This is a genomic window from Achromobacter spanius, from assembly GCF_039673305.1.
GTDB classification, from domain to species: Bacteria; Pseudomonadota; Gammaproteobacteria; order Burkholderiales; family Burkholderiaceae_B; genus Achromobacter; species Achromobacter spanius_F.
This window is the reverse complement of record NZ_JBDJLJ010000007.1, coordinates 66,600-82,919: the sequence shown is the minus strand read 5'-3', so window position 1 is coordinate 82,919 and position 16,320 is coordinate 66,600. Positions and strand designations below refer to the sequence as shown.

Sequence of the window (16,320 nt, the reverse complement as noted above, 5' to 3'; positions counted from 1 at the left end):
AAGATCCTCGGCGCCTGGATAACCAAAAGGCCAAAAAAAGCCCTGAATGCGCTTTCAGTATGCGGCCGCCAACGCTGCGAGAAAAGCGCGTTTTGATGGATGCGGCGCCCTAAGGCAAAAAAACCCGTTACGGGAACGGGCTTTTTTGAAATATCAGGCTGCCGCGTCGCGGACTTCGCCGCGTTCCGGTTTTTCCGGTGTGGCGGTTTCGTCGGCGTAGATCAGCAAGGGCTTGCCCTCGCCTTCGATGGCGCCCTCGTCGAGCACCACACGCTTGACGTTGCCTTGGGAAGGCAGGTCATACATGGTGTCGAGCAGCGCCTGTTCGATGATGGACCGCAGGCCGCGGGCACCCGTCTTGCGCTTGAGCGCCTTGCGGGCGATTGCCTTGAGCGCGGCAGGCCGCACGTCGAGCTCGGCGCCTTCCATGGCGAACAGCTTCTGGAACTGCTTGAGCAAGGCGTTCTTGGGCTCGGTCAGGATCTGGACCAGGGCCGCTTCGTCCAGTTCGTCCAGGGTGGCGACAACCGGCAGGCGACCGACGAGTTCGGGGATGAGGCCGAACTTGATCAGATCTTCGGGTTCGACTTCGGAGAAGAGCTCGCCCACGCCGCGTTCCGACTTGGCACGCACGGAAGCCGAGAAGCCGATGCCAGACTTTTCGGTGCGGTCGCGGATGACCTTTTCCAGTCCGTCGAAGGCGCCGCCGACGATGAACAGGATGTTGGTCGTATCCACCTGGACGAAGTCCTGGTTGGGATGCTTGCGGCCGCCTTGCGGGGGCACCGAGGCGACCGTGCCTTCGATCAGCTTGAGCAGTGCCTGCTGGACGCCCTCGCCCGACACATCGCGGGTGATGGAGGGGTTGTCGGACTTGCGGGAAATCTTGTCGATTTCGTCGATGTAGATGATGGCGCGCTGCGCCTTTTCCACTTCGTAGTTGCAGTTCTGCAGCAACTTCTGAATGATGTTTTCGACGTCTTCGCCCACGTAGCCCGCTTCGGTCAGCGTGGTGGCGTCGGCCATGACGAAAGGCACATTCAGCATGCGCGCCAGCGTCTGCGCCAAAAGCGTCTTGCCGGACCCGGTGGGGCCGATCAGCATGATGTTGCTCTTGGACAGCTCGACTTCGTCGCCCTTGATTTCGCCGTGGCGAATGCGCTTGTAGTGGTTGTAGACGGCCACGGCCAGCATGCGCTTGGGCGAGGTCTGCCCAATGACGTACTGGTCGAGGAAAGTCTTGATTTCAGCCGGAGTGGGCAGCTCGGAACGAATCGCCGCGCGCGCGGTTGCCTGCGCTTCCTCGCGGATGATGTCGTTGCACAGGTCTATGCATTCATCGCAGATGAATACCGACGGACCCGCGATCAGCTTGCGGACTTCGTGCTGGCTTTTATTGCAAAACGAGCAATGCAGCACTTTTGCGTCTGCCGATCCCTTTTTTTCAGGCATATTTCTTTCGTATCTCAGGTAAAGATGCGCCAGACCGGGTAAAGGGCCTAGCGCATGCGCTTACTCAAACATGATGGCAGCGGGTCTGGATCAACCGGGAAGTCAGCCTTCGGAACGGGAGGCCATGACCTTGTCCACCAGTCCATACGATACCGCATCTTCGGCCGACATGAAGTTGTCACGTTCCGTGTCCTGCTCGATGCGCTCCATGCTCTGCCCGGTATTCGTGGACAGGATGCGGTTCAGGCGCTCGCGCAGGTCCAGGATCTCGCGAGCCTGGATCTGGATGTCGGAGGCCTGCCCTTGGGCGCCGCCGGACGGCTGGTGGATCATGATGCGCGAATTGGGCAGGGTGAAGCGCTTGCCCTTCTTGCCTGCCGCCAGCAGGAACGCGCCCATGCTGGCCGCAAGGCCCGTGCACAGGGTGGAAACGTCCGGCTTGACGAACTGCATGGTGTCAAAGATGGCCATTCCCGCGTACACCGACCCGCCAGGCGAGTTGATGTACAGGGAAATGTCCTTGTCAGGATTCTCCGATTCCAGGAACAGCAACTGCGCCACAACCAGGTTGGCCGTGGCGTCGTTGACCGGCCCCACCAGGAAAATGAGCCGTTCGCGGAGCAGGCGCGAATAGATGTCGTAGGCGCGTTCGCCGCGCCCGGACTGCTCGATCACCATGGGAATGTAGCCCAGGCCGGTGGGGGTCACCGAAGACCCGCCATTCATTGCCGCATAGAAATCGGTGAATCTCTGCATAGTGTTACGCCATCCCCATCAACTGATCAAAAGGCACCTTTTCGTCGGTGACCTTGGCCTTTTCCAACACGTGCGCGACGACGTTGTCTTCCAGCACGATAGCCTCGATTTCAGCACGACGCTGGCGGTCAGCCAGGTAATAGCTGACAACCTGAGCGGGTTGTTCGTAGTTCTGGGCGAATTCTTCGATGCGCGCGCGAACTTGCTCGGGCTTGGCTTGCAGCTGGGCTTGCTTGACCAGTTCGGACACCAGCAGGCCCAGGCGGACGCGGCGTTCGGATTCGGTCGAGAAGGCTTCAGCCGGGATCGGCACGGATTCGGCGTTCGGCACGCCGCGCTGCTTCAGTTCTTCGCGGGCAGCGGCGACACGGCCTTGCACGTCGTTGTCGACCAGGGCCTTCGGCACGTCGAACTTGCCGGCTTCGACCAGGGCGTCCATCACGCTGGACTTGGTGCGGCCTTGCGAGCGCACCTTGACTTCGCGTTCGATGTTGCTGCGGATGTCGGCCTTCAGCTTTTCGACGTCGCCTTCAGCCTGGCCGAGGGACTTGGCGAATTCGCTGTTCAGTTCGGGCAGGACGCCTTCAGCCACTTCCTTGATGGTGATGGTGAATTCGGCGGTCTTGCCGGCGACTTCGACACCTTGGTAGTCATCAGGGAACTTGAGCTGGAAAACCTTGGTTTCGCCAGCCTTCAGGCCGCGGGCGGCTTCTTCGAATTCCGGCAGCATGCGGCCTTGGCCGAGCACGAACGGGAAGTCTTCGGCCTTGCCGCCTTCGAAGGGCACGCCGTCGATGGTGCCGGCGAAGTCCAGGGTCACGCGATCGCCGTCGGCGCTGGCGCGGCCTTCGCGGGCTTCAAACGTGGCGCGCTGCTTGCGCAGGACGTCCAGGGTCTGTTGCACTTCGGCGTCGGTGACGGCCGTTTCGTAGCGGGTGACGGCCAGGGTCGACAGATCCGGCACGGCGACTTCAGGGTAGACCTCGAACGTGGCGGTGAACGCCAGCGTGTCGTCGGAAACGCCTTCAGTCTTGGGTTCGAGGTTCGGGGCGCCAGCGACGCGCAGCTTGGCGCCGTCGATGGCTTGTTCAAAGGCACGGCCAACTTGGCTATTGATCACGTCGTAGCGGATGCTGGGGCCATGGCTGCGCTCGAGCATCGCCAGCGGCGCCTTGCCCGGGCGGAAACCGGGCACCTTGGCGTTGCGGGCCACGCGCTTCAATTGCGCCTGGACTTCCTTTTCGACGTCGGCCACCGAGACGGCCAGATCAACACGGCGCTCCAGGCCGGAGAGGGTTTCAACCACAGGCTGCATTAAAAGACCTATTTTCCGAGAGATGAGATTACGGGCGGATAAACGCGGCATTTTACCGGAAACTTCCGGATCCCTGACGCAAAGGGGCGCGAGCCCCGGATTTGCCCGGATGCTCGCGCCCCGTTTTTCGCCCCAAAGTGGCGCAAAAAGCGCTTGCCGGCAGCCTTATTTGGCCTTGGCGATGCGGTCTTCGATGTGCTGGGCACGCTTGGCCGAGGACGGGTGCGAGCTCATCATATCGCTCTTGCCGCCGTCCAGTTCAGCCAGTTTCTGGAATGCCGTCACGAGGCCGCGGGTATTGAGCTTCTTGGCCTGCAGCTGATCGAACGAATAATCGTCCGCGGCGCTTTCCTGCGATTGCGAGAATTGCGCGTTGATGAACTTCTCGGTCAGGTCGCCCAACTGGGAAGAGCTCAGCGCGGCGACGGTCGAGCCGCCCGCAGCGCCGGCGGCGTCGCGCGCGGCCGAGACGGTGTAGGCGGTCTGCATCGCCTTCTTGGAATGGCCCAGCGCCACGTGGCCGATTTCGTGGCCGACCACGCCCAGCACTTCGTCATCCGTCATCATGTCCATCAGGCCGCTGTAGACGCGGATGCAGCCGTTGGCCATGGCCCACGCATTGACGTCCTTCGTGATGTAGACCTTGTAGTTCGCTTTCTGGCCGTTGACCGTGCCGCCCAGCGACTTGGCGATCTTCTGCAGGCGCGCATCGTACTTGCTACCCGGCGCAGCGATCTTTTCCTGCGAGTCGCTCTGCGCGCAAGCCTTGTCCGACAGGGTCTTGATCTCGGCGTCGCTCAGCGTGGCGGCCTGGACCACCTTGGCGCCGGCGCCCACGAGCCCCCCGATATCCAGCGCGTGCGCAACCGAATAAGGCGCGAGCGCAATAGCCAATGCGGCGACGGTATAGCGAACTTTCATGGGAACAAACTCCTATTGACTTGTTCTATGCAAACGAGGCGGCAATTCTATATACGCCAGTAGCTTTCGAAGTATTTCGGCACAGAGTTTCGCAAATGCGAATTTCGCTTACAGAAAAGCCGAGCAGACCACACCCTGGCGTGCTAGGAGCCGCACCTTTCTGACCAATTTCGGTCATCAAAAACAACTGCCGCCCGCCTCATGGCATTGATAGAATTGCCGCCGCGCTTTTTTTCGCAAACAACATTGGCTCGCACCCACATGAACTCGAATCCCCCTCCCCGCCTAGGCCTGCTCCCCAGCCTGATCTTCAGTTCCCGCTGGCTCCAGCTGCCGCTCTACCTGGGCCTCATCGTCGCGCAGGGCGTGTACGTCATGCTGTTCCTGAAGGAGCTCTGGCACCTGCTCACCCACGCCAACAGCTTTGGCGAGATGGAGATCATGCTGCTGGTCCTGGGACTGATCGACGTGGTCATGATTTCGAACCTGCTGGTCATGGTGATCGTGGGCGGCTACGAGACCTTCGTGTCCCGCCTGCGCCTGCAAAACCATCCGGACCAGCCGGAATGGCTGAGCCACGTGAACGCAAGCGTGCTGAAGGTGAAGCTTGCGATGGCGATCATCGGGATCTCGTCGATCCACCTGCTGCGCACCTTCATCGAGGCGGGGACCATCGGCACACCGAACGCGCGCTTCACCGAGGCCGGCGTCATGTGGCAGACCATCATCCACGCCCTGTTCATCCTGTCGGCGCTGGGGATTGCGCTCGTGGACAAGCTGTCGACCAGCGGCTCGGGCAAGCACTGACGCGCACGGCACAAAAAAAGCCCCCACGCCTTGCCGCGTGGGGGCTTTTTTATAGGTAGAACGCCGAGAGGCCCCGAACGCGCTACCCAATGGATCTCAGGTCGCCACCTTGATGTTCTTGGCGCTGGGACCCTTGGGGCCGGTTCCAACCTCGAAGGTGACCCGTTGGTTTTCCTGTAGCGACTTATAGCCCTCGCTGCGGATTTCGGAATAGTGAGCGAAAAGATCCTTGCTGCCGTCGTCGGGCATGATGAAGCCATAACCCTTTTCGGCGTTGAACCACTTGACGATGCCGGTTGCCATGGAATGTCCTTGAACCTAGAGAAGCGATTGCTCGCGGGGCGCCAGATCATCAAGGATGGGAGAGGATAGCAACCGCAGCACTACTGACGGCGACCAAGGGGAACGCAGACCGCGTCGCTTGAGAATCTCGCTGAAACCAGTGTATTGGTGAACGCCGAAAAACGTCAAATATCCAGAGCGGTCACGCAGGGCAGAACGAGGAGCGCAACCGCTGCAAACGGCGGCAATCCAGCGCATTTCAATCTGCATATTTTCAACTTGCCACGTGCCGATACAGGTGGATACCGAGCCGTGCGCACCGCGGACGATGGATGGCTTGCGGGACAGCCGGACCTAGCCGGAAAATCCGCCGGACTGCAGGAACTCGCGTTCGGCCTGGGACGTCTGCCTGCCCAGGGCTGCATTGCGATGCGGAAAGCGTCCGAAGCGCTTGATGATGTCGCGGTGCAGGACCGCCCAGCGCAAGGACTCGGCGCCCAGGGGCTCCATCAGCGCGATACACCGGTTCTGCGCCGCCAGGTTCTCGGCATGTTCGAACGGCAGATAGAAGAACTGCCGCAGTCCGGTATCCACTTCAAGGTCGTGTCCAGCCGCGATGGCGTGTTCGGCAAAATGCTGGGCCAGCGGATCCGTGGCGAACATGTGCGCGGTATCGCGATAGGCATTGCGGGGGAACTGGTCCAACAGGATCATCAATGCAAGCGCGCCCGTGGCGTCGTCCAGCCAGCCATCCAGACGACGGGCCGCGGCGGCCAGGTGCGCAGCCTCGAAGCGCGTGCGGAACTCGGCGTCAAATGCCGCGCTCTTGCTGAACCATTGCTGGGGGCCCGCATCGAGCCAAAACGCGACCACATCCTGCGGCTGCGTGGAAATGGGAGTCATCGAACTGGTAGTCATGGCGGCGGCGAATGGTGGGTGCGAAAAGGCGCGCTGCTGCGCCGAGCGCGCGATCAAGGCCGGCGGCAGCCGGACGCATGCCGCGCCCAAAAACAAAAAAAGCCCCGCTAGGGGGCTTTTTTGGCGAAAAATCAGAACCTTACAGGACCTGAATCTTCGTGGCTTGCGGGCCCTTGGGGCCATTGGCCGTCACAAAGCTGACGCGCTGGTTCTCTTCCAGAGACTTGAAGCCCGAGCCCTGAATTTCGGAGAAGTGAGCGAACAGATCCTTGCCACCCGCTTCCGGGGTGATGAAGCCATAACCCTTTTCCGAATTGAACCACTTAACGACGCCGGTTTCCATACTGTATTTCCTAGAGATAATGGGCAAATGCCCGGAGGTCACGAATCAATCAAGGAGGGGACAGTAGAACAATAACGCTGAGCCGGAAAAGGCACGGCACTGAACGAAAATCGCAACGCTTGTGATCGTGTGCCGACACTATCGTTATGTTCCCCTCACAAGTCAACATAATCCTAAAAAATGCGTGCCAATAATGCAACAAAGAGAAACTGCACAGAAAATTCGCACGTTTTCATAGGCAAAACGAAGTCCTGTATAGGTGTTTACACCCACACATCATAAAAAAACAAACTAGGCTTATATAAATGCCATCAAAAGCGCGTACAACCTTCAATACGCCGTTTGGATGACACCATGGTTTGCCGTCAGGCTTACTCTTCGATAGGTAAACCCAACAGGTCGAGTGCCGCGCCGAAAGCATCGGGACCCGAGCAAAGGAAAACCGCCACGTCGCCGGGGTTCATATTTTCCAGGACTTGGTCGATCTGTTCTTGCGCATTATCAACATTGTCGACATTGGCAGCGTGTATGTCCGCTCCGGCTTCGACTTTTTCGCGCGGCACGATGTCTGCAATCGCATTGAGATCAGTGACGCCCACGACAACGTAGGCGCTGATGCTTTCGCCATCCAGCGTGGTGTGCAGCTCAACGCCGCCCGCTACGTCGGCAACATGCCGACTGAGTATTTCCATGATCCATCTTCCTTGACTTGCGGGCGTGGCCCGCCTGGGCACGCACCGTGTAGGTGCACACGCACGCCCAGGCGCGACTATAACAGCCTTCGGCTAATGCTTCTTGACAATCGGACCAAGCGCCTGCCGGGCCGCCCCCGACGTGGCGGCGACGCTGCGGCTGCGCACCCCTGCCGCGGCCAGGACGCGGACGAGGGGCTTCTGGGCGTCCAGGAAGGCCTGCTTGTCGTCGCCGGCGAGCTTGCAGATGAACATCTGGGCCTGAAGCTGCGTGCGGCGCGCCTTGCGGTTGTCGGCCTCTTTGGCAAGCCACTCGCCGATCCACGCCGCGGCAGCCTCGGCGTCGCCCTGCAGCTTGACGTGGCCAAGCAGGTCGAACACCGTCACGCCGTCGATCCGTTCGTCTGCGCCGCGCGTTAGAAAGAGCTTGGCAGCCTGGCCCGTGTAGCCGGGGATGACCGCGAGGCAGTCCCGTTCTGCGGGTTTCTTCATAGTGTCTGTGTGTATGTCGGTTATCGAGAACCCTGGACTGTAACCCGGCGCCGGCGACTGTCCTATTGCTGCAGCGGAACTCTGCTATCGTCGGCCTGTACTTTTCTTATCCCTACATGGTGGACATCATGCAACGCGATTTCGATCTGGTCGTCACGATCCTGGGCGCCCTGCGCGACGCGCCGGGCCCCAACCTGAGCACACACGATATCAAGAACGCCGCGCTGGCCCCTCATCCCGAGGAACAGGGCCTGCAGCTGATTGCGCATCACCTGGACCTGCTGGAAGACGCCGGGCTGGTCAAGCAGATCAGCGAAACCGCGGCGACGGCCGGCGCGACGCGCTGGCGCATCACCTGGAAGGGCTACGACGCCCTCGAGCAGGATGAAGACGACGAAGAGGACGAGGAGTTCGACGCCGAAGAATGAGGCGACGCGCGCGCGGCGGTTCAGCGGCGCTGCAGGATGCGCCGCGTCAGCAGCGACGCCGCCGCGCCGATCACCAGGCTGAACATGAAGGCGGCGATCGACAGCATCGCTGCCAGATCGCTGAATCCCCCGTGGCGCGCCAGCGCCAGCACCGCCGCGAAAACCGCCGCCGCCAGCACGGCGACGCCCAGCAGCGAGCCTTTGAGCGAGCGCAGGCGGCCGCACAGCGCCCCGCCCGCCAGCGAGGCAGCCACGACGGCGGCCATGGACCAGAACAGATACTCGTAGTGCATGGGGACGGTCTCCGCCGTAGGCATTGAGGCGACCGCATTATAGGCGGCGCCCCCTCCCCCCGCAGCCCGTGTGCCGTGCGCCATAGGCGGAATGCACGGCAGTCGCTTCCCGCGCCACGCCGGCGCCGCGGCCCACGCACCGGCCGCACTCAGGCCAGGGCGACGACGCTGATCTCCACCAGCGCGCCATAGTGCAGTTCCCGCGTGGGCACGATCGCGCGGGCCGGGCGATGGGCGCCGAAGCATTGTTCGTAGACGCGATTGACCTCGTCCCACAGTCCGACGTCGGGAATGTAGACCGTGACATTGACCACTGCGGACAGCGATGAGCCCGCGGTTTCAAGGATGGCCTGAACGCTGCGCAGCGCCTCCCTGGCCTGGTCGGCGGCGCCCGACGCAAGCGCCGGCCGGTCGCCGGGCGCGGCAGGGGGAAGAAAACCCAATTGGCCGGAAACGAACACGAAGCCGTTGGCGCGCACGGCCTGCGAGTAATGGCCCGCAGGCGGGGTCGCCTTGGGCGTGTGGATGATTTGCATGCCTGGTTCTCCTTGTGTCGGCCGGCTTACCAGCCGCGAAAGCGTTCCCAGTGCGCCACCACTTCCGTGGCGCCGGGGCGCACGACTTTGTAGGCGTCGTGCTGGGCGCAGGTGGCGCACGCGTGATTGGGAACGATCCGCAGCTTCGCGCCGATCGGCAGGTCGGGCAGGACGGCGCTGCTGCCGGGGCGCAGCTTGATGATGCCCTGCTCCTGATTGGTTTCGGCGAGCAGCACGTCCGGGTAGACCTTGCCGTCGACGTCGCACACCAGCCCGTACAACTGGTCCACGGGCTGCTTGGCGGTGCCCCGGTCGCGCGACATGGCCATCCATCCAGCGTCGACCAGAATCCATCCCTTGTCCGGCTGATGGCCGATCACGGTCGTCAACACGGTGGCGGCGATGTCATCCACTTTGCACACGCCCAGCCCGGCCATGACCAGGTCGAAAAAGACATAGACGCCGGCGCGGACCTCGGTCACGCCTTCCAGGCTGCGCGCAAAATGGGCCGTGGGCGTGGAACCGACACTGACCACCGGGCACGGCAGGCCCGCGGCGCGGATGGCCTGCGCGCACCCGACGGCGGCCGCGCGCTCCTGCTCGGCCATGTCCGCGATCGCCTCCAGGCTGCGACAGCCATAGGACTCGCCCGCGTGCGTCATGACGCCGCGCAAACAGGCGCCTTCGTCGTGGAGCACCCGGGCGATCGCCAGCAGGTGCTCGGTATCCCCGGGCTGCACGCCGGCGCGATGGCCGTCGCAATCGATCTCGATGAGAGCTGGAATGGCATCGCCAGCCGCCTTGGCGCGCGCCGACACCGCGCGGGCCGCCTCGATGCTGTCGACCACCACCGTCAGGTCGACGCCGCGTTGGCGCAGGGCCAGCACGCGCTCCAGCTTGGCCGGCGACACGCCGACCGCGTAGAGCAGGTCCGTGACGCCCGCCGCGGCGAACTGCTCGGCCTCCTGCAGCGTCGACACCGCAGCGGGCCCCTGGGGCGTAGACATCACCCGGCGGGCGACCTCGATGGATTTGGGCGTCTTCAGGTGCGGGCGCAGCTGCACGCCATGGGCGGCCATCAGCCCGTTCAGGCGATCGATATTGCGCGTCATGCGCGATTCGTCGAGCACCAGGCAAGGTGTTTCCAGGGTGTCCAGGGTGGACGCGGCGGCGTCGTGGGTCATGAAAGCCTCTGTGGGGAGTCGGATGGCGGACGCGAAGCAGCGGCGCCGGGATGCACGCAGTATGGCGCGGACGGGCACCCACGTGTTTAATATGAAGTTAATTCTCTATTAATCCTATACTGAATGATTACTACCGATGACCTGCGCTTCTTCCTGACCCTGGCCGCAACCAGTTCGCTGGCGCAGGCGGCCCGCGCCCTGGACGTGACGCCCCCGGCAGTCACGCAGCGCCTGCATGCGATGGAAAAACGTTTGGGCGTCCGGCTGGTCAACCGTTCCGGACGCGGCACCGCCCTGACCGACGAAGGCCGGCTGCTGGCTTTACGGGCCGGCCAGATATGCGGGGAGCTGAACGACCTGGCCGACGAGCTTGCAGGCCGGCGCGGCGTGGTGGCCGGCCATTTGCGCGTGGTTGCGCCGCTGGGATTCGGCCAGCGCTACATCGCCGGGCTGGTGGCGGACTTTCGCCAGCGCAGCGAAAACGTCACGGCCAGCCTGACGTTGTCGGACGGGCCTCCTCGCCTCGCTTCCGACAACTGGGACGTCATGGTGCATATCGGCGAACTGCGCGATTCCACGCTGGTCGCCTACCCGCTGGCGCCCAATCGGCGGATCCTGTGCGCCTCGCCCGCCTACCTGGCGCGGCGCGGTGCGCCCGCCAAGCCGGAAGACCTGCGCGACCATGACTGCATTGCCCTGCGTGAAAACGACGAGGACGTGACGCTGTGGCGATTCAAGCGCGGCCGCGGTCCGGCCGTGGGCGTGCGCATCGCGCCCGTGCTGTCCAGCAATACGGGCGCAACCGCCCTGGAATGGGCGTTGGCCGGACATGGCATCGTCGCGCGCTCGGAGTGGGATGCCGCGACGCATCTGCGCACGCGCGCGCTGGTTCCCTTGTTGCCGGGCTGGAGCCTGCCCGACGCGAATGTGGTGGCGCTGGTGAAATCACGGCAGGAACTGTCCGCCCGCACCGCGGGCTTTTTGTCGTGCCTGCGCGCCGCGTTCGAGGCGCCGCCCTGGCGCGACGCGGCGCCCTAGCGCCCCGGAACCGTTCAGTCCAGCATCGCTTCCGCTTCGATCTCGACCAGCCATTCCGGCAGCGACAAGCCGCTGACGACGATCCACGACGACGGCGGTGGATCGACCTTGAAACGGTCGCGCAGCGCCTGCGCGATGACTTCCTGCTCGCCCTTGACGGTGTCGCAGATGTAGATGCGCAGCATGATGACCTGCGCCAGCGTCGCGCCGGCGGCGGCCAGCACGCGTTCGACGTTGTCCAGCGCGGCTTCGGTCTGCACCTGCAGCCCCGGCCCGACCGTCCGCTCATGCACGTCGATGCCCACCTGGCCCGACAGCAGCATGCGGCGCTGCCCCGTGACGATGACAGCCTGGCTGAATCCGTACTGCACGGAGTTGAAAACGGTGTCGGGATTGACGACGGTTCGGGTCATGATCTTCTCCTGGAGTCGCTGCTTGCCGCGTCGGCCATTCTAGCAACGGGCCTCTTGCGCAGGGGTGTCGCCCGCCGCCCGGCGACGCGCGCCCGGCAGCGCAACCAGCAGCACCACCGCGCCCGCGCCGGCGGCAGTCCAGAAACCCGCACCGACGCCGTGATGATCGACCACCCAGCCCGCCATCGCCGCGCCCGCCGCCACGCCAGCGCCCAGCCCCGTCACCAGCCAGGTCAGCCCTTCCGTCAGCCGGCTTGCCGGCACGCTGCTTTCGACGAGCGCCATGGCGATGATCATGGTGGGCGCGAACGACAGCCCGGCCACCAGCACGCCCAGCGACAAGGTGAGCAGATCGTGCACGAGCAGCAGGGGCAAGGTCGTGAACGCCGTCACCGCGGCCGCCAGCGCCAGCAACCGCGCAAGCGGCATCTGGAATTTCAGCACGCCGAACACCAGGCCCGCGACGCAGGATCCCAGCGCGTAGGCGGACAGCACGAGGCTTGCTCCCGCAGGGAAGCCCTGCTGCCGGGCGAACGCCACGCTCAACACATCGATGGTCCCGACGATCACGCCCATCGCCGACATCATGGCCAGCAGAGGACGCATCCTGGGCATGCGCAAGACCGAGGCCTGACGGCCGGATTCGCGGAACTGCACCGCGGGCGCCGTGGCGCGCTGCATGACGAACGCGGTGACGCCGACAGCGAGCAAAAGTGCCGCCGCGAGCGGCCCCGCCTGCGGGAACAGACCCACGCACAGGCCCACCGCAAGCGGCGGCCCGACGATGAAGCTCAGTTCATCCGCGACCGATTCCAGCGCGTACGCGGTGCGCAGTTCGGGCTGGTCGCGGTAAATCTCCGTCCAGCGCGCACGGATCATGGCGGGCATGCTGGGCAGGCTGCCGGCCAGCGCGGCGAAAACGAAGAGCACCCAGTCCGGCGCGCCCCAGTGCACGCTGGCGGACAAGCCGATCAACGCCAGGACGCAGATGCCGGCGGCCAGAGGCAGCACCTTGCCCTGCCCGTAGCGATCCACCAGGCGTGAAATGCGGGGCGCCAGCAGCGCCGTCGCCAGGGCGAAAACGGCCGCCACCGCGCCCGCGAGGGTGTACGCGCCGCGCACCTGCGACAGCATCGTAATGATGCCGATGCCCGTCATCGGCAGGGGCAGGCGCGCGATGGCGCCGGCCAGCACGAAGCCGGCGGCGCCGGGCGCCTTGAACAATTCACGATAGGGATTGGGCACCGGGGACCTTTGAAGCGGGAGTAGACGGCGGGATCGTATTCACATACATTGCGTATGTCAATTCACCTACGCAACGTATGTCCAGGGGAACACAATGCCGCCGTCCCGCGCCGAAATGATCGAAACCACCCGCGCCAAGCTGATTTCCGCCGCCCGGCAGGCATTCCGCACATCCGGCTATGCGGCCACTTCCATGGACGATTTCACCGCGGGCGCCGGGCTCACGCGCGGCGCCTTGTACCATCATTTCGGCGACAAAAAGGGACTGCTTGCCGCCGTGGCCGAACAGATCGACGGCGAAATGGACCACCGGCTGCATGAAATTTCCCGGCAGGCGCCGGACACCTGGAGCGCATTTCGCGGCCGCTGCCGCGCCTACCTGGAAATGGCGGGCGAACCGGAAATCCGGCGCATCGTCCTGCAAGACGCGCGCGCGGTGCTGGGGCCGGTTCCGGCCGGGGCGCAGCAGCAGTGCCTGTCTTCGCTGAGCGCGCTGCTGCAGCGGCTAATGGAGGAAGGCGTGGTGGAGCCGGCCGACCCGCCAGCCCTGGCCCGGCTGATCAACGGCAGCCTGGTCGACAGCGCCTTCTGGATTGCCGAGGAAGGCGAATCCGGAGCGCGGGTCGAACAGGCTCTGGAAGCGCTGGATCTGCTGTTGCGGGGCCTGCTGCGCAAGTGATCCGCAACGCCGCCGCGCGGCCCGGATCGACCAAACGCGGTATGGATCGGCCCGCTGCGCTTTGCTACGCTGGTGCAAACCTGAATAGGCAGGGTTATGACCATGAGCAACAAGATTCGAGTCCTGTGCATCCAGCCTTCCACGGTGTCCGCGCGGTTCGCGTTCCTGTCGATTGCGCTGAAATGGTCGATAGGCGCAACGCCCCGCCCTTCCCGCCTGCGCATCGGGCCGCATGACCTGGAGCCCGAAGGCTCGGAAGCGGCCTTCTGGCAGTTCGCCGTCCGCCATGCCCTTTCCAGCCAGTCCATCCTGGTTACCCGCGGCGACCACTGGGACGTCTCCGCCAGCGTGGACGGCGACGAAGTCCACGCGTTCGGCAGGAAGTTCGCACTGAGCCAGTGCCTGTTCTGACCTGACCGCGCTGGCGCCTACGCGCCAACCTGGCCCTTGCGGTGATACGACGCCATCTCCTCGGCCGTCCAGCGCTGCCGGGCCTCATCCTGGCAGCAGGTCCGATACACCAGCGCTCCCACGTCCAGAAACCGCTCCACGTCGGCGTCCGACAGCTTGCCCTCTACCTGCAGCAAGCAATCCGCCAATGCGGAAAGAACGCCATCCCAACCGTCAAATTTACCTGGCGCGACAGGCTGAGTGATCATGCGCGCCATCATTTCGCTATGGTCCATGCTGAATCCCCCCTCTGACGCGGCGTTTCGCCCCAAACCGCCCTAGAAACGCCGCCCAATCCGTCAGCAAACCGCGTGCCCGCGCGTGGCGACGCGGTCACGGCGCCTGCGTGCGTCCCGGGGAGGAATTGGAGGCTCGCCCGCGCAGCAGCGAATCGGGATGGGCCTGGAGGTAATCCGACAGTTCGCGCAGCGACCTGGCCGTCCGGGACAGTTCCTGCAGCAGCATTCCCGTATTGAACGGCAGGCCCGCATCGGGATTCAGCAGGACGCCCACCGCGCCCAGGGACTTGCTTGCCTGGCGCAGCATTGCCGTCGCCTCGGGTGCAACCTGCGAGTCCAGGCGCTTCGCCAGGCTGGCGGCGCCGCGCAGCACATTGCCCAATTCGGCGCCCAGCGCGTCCAGCGGCATGCGTTCAAGCTTGGTCAGGATGCCGTTGAGCTGCAACTGCAGTTGATCGAGGTTATTGGGCACCGTCGGGATGAACGGCGCATCCTCCATCTTGAACACCGCCGGCGTGGCGTCCGGGAACACCGCCATTGCCACATACAACTGGCCGGTCAGCAGGTTGCCGATGCGCAGTTGCGCGCGCAGGCCATGGTCGATCATCGCTGCCATCAGCCTGCCCGTGGGATGCTCGTTGGTGGACCCCGAGAATTCCTTGATTTCCTCGAAAGTCCTGGCGCCCAGGCGCTCGGGATACAGCGTTGCCCCCACGACCGCATAGAACTGGTTGGTCGTCTTGTCGAGTTCGAGCGCAATGGAATCGACCTGTCCGATCGAAGCGCCAAAGGCATCGATCGGAGCGCCCGCCACCAGGCCCCTGACCGACTGGTCGAACCGCATGCGGATCCGCATCGGCGTGCCGTCCGGCTGGGCACGGGCAGCGCTTTCCGAGGGAAAGATGACAAACGCCGAATTCGCCTTGGCCGCCGCGTGCCCGCGCGCGCCGACCGAATCGAACGCCACTCCCCCGATGATGACCGAGAGCAGCGACTGGGACCGTACCTCAAGGCCACGCGCGTCCACCGAAAAATCCACGCCGCTGGCGTTCCAGAAGCGTGTGCCTTCGTTGACGTAGGCATCATTGGGCGCGTCGACGAATACCTGCACGTCGACGCCCTCGCCGCGGCCATCCAGCTGATAGCCGACCACCTGGCCCACGGCGATGCGACGGTAATACACCGGCGATCCGATATCCAGCGAACCGAGGTCTTTGGCCTTCAGCGTGAAACGCTTGCCGGGCCGGTCCTGGGTCACTTCGGGCGGCACCTCCAGGCCGGTGAACGAGAACTTGCTGGCCGGCGCCCGCGGATTGCCCCCGGCCGGGTCCAGCCCGATATAAGAGCCGGACAGCAAGGTGCTCAGGCCCGACACGCCGCTCAGGGTCAGGCGCGGCCGCACGACCCAGAACGCCGTGCCTTCGTGCAGCAGTCCGCCCGCCTCCTTGTCCAGCCGGATCGTCGCGACCACCCCGGTGCGGTCCGGATTCAGGGCCACGCGCTGGACGATGCCGACGTTCACTTCCTTGTAACGGACCTGCGTCTTGCCGGCCTCCAGGCCTTCGGCCGTCTGGAAACTGATCGTGGCGACCGGACCCGCTTGCATCCAGACGCGGACCACCAGCAGCAATCCGCCCAGCGCCGCGATGATCGGCACCAGCCAGATCCAGGAAAACCGGCGGCTGCGCCGGCCAGGCGGAGTCGTTTTACCAGCGGCAGGATCAGTCTCGGGCATTGAGAACATCCTTTGGAAACGCGCGTCCGGTTGTCAGTGCCCTGCCCCACCGATGCGCCGACAAGAAACGCATCCCGGGGGCAGCACACCAGGCACAATCCC

Annotated in this window: 21 protein-coding genes; 5 read left to right on the top strand and 16 right to left on the bottom strand. The window is 64.1% G+C overall.

Going from position 1 to position 16,320, the window contains the following annotated elements; translation table 11 throughout:
* Positions 1 to 153: 153 nt before the first annotated feature.
* The 4 genes from clpX to ABE485_RS09185 all read right to left on the bottom strand — a co-directional run bounded on the left by clpX (position 154) and on the right by ABE485_RS09185 (position 4,444).
* Entirely contained in the window at positions 154 to 1,452 is a 1,299-nt protein-coding gene (gene clpX / locus ABE485_RS09200) for an ATP-dependent Clp protease ATP-binding subunit ClpX (RefSeq protein ID WP_346514983.1), read from the bottom strand.
* Positions 1,453 to 1,554: 102 nt separating this feature from the next.
* Positions 1,555 to 2,208, bottom strand: a complete 654-nt coding sequence (gene clpP / locus ABE485_RS09195; RefSeq protein ID WP_346514982.1) for an ATP-dependent Clp endopeptidase proteolytic subunit ClpP — start codon at positions 2,206 to 2,208, stop codon at positions 1,555 to 1,557.
* Positions 2,209 to 2,212: 4 nt separating this feature from the next.
* On the bottom strand, positions 2,213 to 3,523 hold the full coding sequence (gene tig / locus ABE485_RS09190) for a trigger factor (RefSeq protein WP_346514981.1): 1,311 nt from the start codon (positions 3,521 to 3,523) through the stop codon (positions 2,213 to 2,215).
* A gap of 165 nt (positions 3,524 to 3,688) precedes the next feature.
* On the bottom strand, positions 3,689 to 4,444 hold the full coding sequence (locus tag ABE485_RS09185) for a M48 family metallopeptidase (protein WP_346514980.1): 756 nt from the start codon (positions 4,442 to 4,444) through the stop codon (positions 3,689 to 3,691).
* A 261-nt stretch (positions 4,445 to 4,705) separates the two neighbouring features.
* Between ABE485_RS09185 and ABE485_RS09180 the strand changes: the two genes are divergently transcribed.
* Positions 4,706 to 5,251 (top strand): TIGR00645 family protein, encoded by a 546-nt coding sequence (locus ABE485_RS09180; protein ID WP_346514979.1) that lies wholly within the window; start codon positions 4,706 to 4,708, stop codon positions 5,249 to 5,251.
* A gap of 96 nt (positions 5,252 to 5,347) precedes the next feature.
* Here the strand turns inward: ABE485_RS09180 and ABE485_RS09175 are convergent, their stop codons facing one another.
* The 5 genes from ABE485_RS09175 to ABE485_RS09155 all read right to left on the bottom strand — a co-directional run bounded on the left by ABE485_RS09175 (position 5,348) and on the right by ABE485_RS09155 (position 7,978).
* Positions 5,348 to 5,554: a cold-shock protein gene (locus ABE485_RS09175; protein WP_006220187.1), complete on the bottom strand. Its 207-nt coding sequence runs from the start codon at positions 5,552 to 5,554 to the stop codon at positions 5,348 to 5,350.
* A 333-nt stretch (positions 5,555 to 5,887) separates the two neighbouring features.
* On the bottom strand, positions 5,888 to 6,451 hold the full coding sequence (locus tag ABE485_RS09170) for a DUF924 family protein (RefSeq protein WP_346514978.1): 564 nt from the start codon (positions 6,449 to 6,451) through the stop codon (positions 5,888 to 5,890).
* A 139-nt stretch (positions 6,452 to 6,590) separates the two neighbouring features.
* Positions 6,591 to 6,794, bottom strand: coding sequence for a cold-shock protein (locus tag ABE485_RS09165; protein WP_006220190.1), 204 nt, complete (start codon positions 6,792 to 6,794; stop codon positions 6,591 to 6,593).
* A 371-nt stretch (positions 6,795 to 7,165) separates the two neighbouring features.
* Entirely contained in the window at positions 7,166 to 7,486 is a 321-nt protein-coding gene (locus ABE485_RS09160; RefSeq protein ID WP_346514977.1) for a hypothetical protein, read from the bottom strand.
* A 93-nt stretch (positions 7,487 to 7,579) separates the two neighbouring features.
* Positions 7,580 to 7,978 (bottom strand): hypothetical protein, encoded by a 399-nt coding sequence (locus ABE485_RS09155; RefSeq protein ID WP_346514976.1) that lies wholly within the window; start codon positions 7,976 to 7,978, stop codon positions 7,580 to 7,582.
* A 128-nt stretch (positions 7,979 to 8,106) separates the two neighbouring features.
* On the opposite strand from ABE485_RS09155, the gene ABE485_RS09150 reads away from it, so the two are divergent.
* Positions 8,107 to 8,406, top strand: coding sequence for a DUF2513 domain-containing protein (locus ABE485_RS09150; protein ID WP_346514975.1), 300 nt, complete (start codon positions 8,107 to 8,109; stop codon positions 8,404 to 8,406).
* Positions 8,407 to 8,426: 20 nt separating this feature from the next.
* Here the strand turns inward: ABE485_RS09150 and ABE485_RS09145 are convergent, their stop codons facing one another.
* The 3 genes from ABE485_RS09145 to ABE485_RS09135 form a co-directional block, all read right to left on the bottom strand.
* Positions 8,427 to 8,699 carry a hypothetical protein gene (locus tag ABE485_RS09145; RefSeq protein ID WP_346514974.1) on the bottom strand — a complete coding sequence of 91 codons (273 nt, stop codon included), beginning with the start codon at positions 8,697 to 8,699 and terminating at the stop codon, positions 8,427 to 8,429.
* 149 nt (positions 8,700 to 8,848) lie between these two features.
* Positions 8,849 to 9,235 (bottom strand): RidA family protein, encoded by a 387-nt coding sequence (locus tag ABE485_RS09140; RefSeq protein ID WP_346514973.1) that lies wholly within the window; start codon positions 9,233 to 9,235, stop codon positions 8,849 to 8,851.
* Between the two features lie 26 nt (positions 9,236 to 9,261).
* Positions 9,262 to 10,419, bottom strand: a complete 1,158-nt coding sequence (locus ABE485_RS09135; RefSeq protein ID WP_346514972.1) for a DSD1 family PLP-dependent enzyme — start codon at positions 10,417 to 10,419, stop codon at positions 9,262 to 9,264.
* A 123-nt stretch (positions 10,420 to 10,542) separates the two neighbouring features.
* On the opposite strand from ABE485_RS09135, the gene ABE485_RS09130 reads away from it, so the two are divergent.
* Positions 10,543 to 11,457: a LysR family transcriptional regulator gene (locus ABE485_RS09130; protein ID WP_346514971.1), complete on the top strand. Its 915-nt coding sequence runs from the start codon at positions 10,543 to 10,545 to the stop codon at positions 11,455 to 11,457.
* 14 nt (positions 11,458 to 11,471) lie between these two features.
* Here the strand turns inward: ABE485_RS09130 and ABE485_RS09125 are convergent, their stop codons facing one another.
* Positions 11,472 to 11,870 (bottom strand): RidA family protein, encoded by a 399-nt coding sequence (locus ABE485_RS09125; RefSeq protein WP_346514970.1) that lies wholly within the window; start codon positions 11,868 to 11,870, stop codon positions 11,472 to 11,474.
* 39 nt (positions 11,871 to 11,909) lie between these two features.
* Positions 11,910 to 13,115, bottom strand: coding sequence for an MFS transporter (locus ABE485_RS09120; RefSeq protein ID WP_346514969.1), 1,206 nt, complete (start codon positions 13,113 to 13,115; stop codon positions 11,910 to 11,912).
* A gap of 94 nt (positions 13,116 to 13,209) precedes the next feature.
* On the opposite strand from ABE485_RS09120, the gene ABE485_RS09115 reads away from it, so the two are divergent.
* Together ABE485_RS09115 and ABE485_RS09110 are read left to right on the top strand one after the other, a co-directional pair.
* Complete coding sequence (locus ABE485_RS09115; protein WP_346514968.1) at positions 13,210 to 13,794, top strand: TetR/AcrR family transcriptional regulator; 585 nt, start codon at positions 13,210 to 13,212, stop codon at positions 13,792 to 13,794.
* A gap of 102 nt (positions 13,795 to 13,896) precedes the next feature.
* Entirely contained in the window at positions 13,897 to 14,205 is a 309-nt protein-coding gene (locus tag ABE485_RS09110; protein WP_346514967.1) for a hypothetical protein, read from the top strand.
* A gap of 17 nt (positions 14,206 to 14,222) precedes the next feature.
* On the opposite strand, the gene ABE485_RS09105 is transcribed toward ABE485_RS09110, so the two are convergent.
* Both ABE485_RS09105 and ABE485_RS09100 read right to left on the bottom strand, forming a co-directional pair.
* A complete protein-coding gene (locus ABE485_RS09105) occupies positions 14,223 to 14,480 on the bottom strand; it encodes a hypothetical protein (RefSeq protein WP_346514966.1) in 258 nt (85 codons plus the stop codon).
* A gap of 97 nt (positions 14,481 to 14,577) precedes the next feature.
* A complete protein-coding gene (locus ABE485_RS09100; RefSeq protein WP_430795406.1) occupies positions 14,578 to 16,218 on the bottom strand; it encodes an intermembrane transport protein PqiB in 1,641 nt (546 codons plus the stop codon).
* Positions 16,219 to 16,320 lie beyond the last annotated feature (102 nt).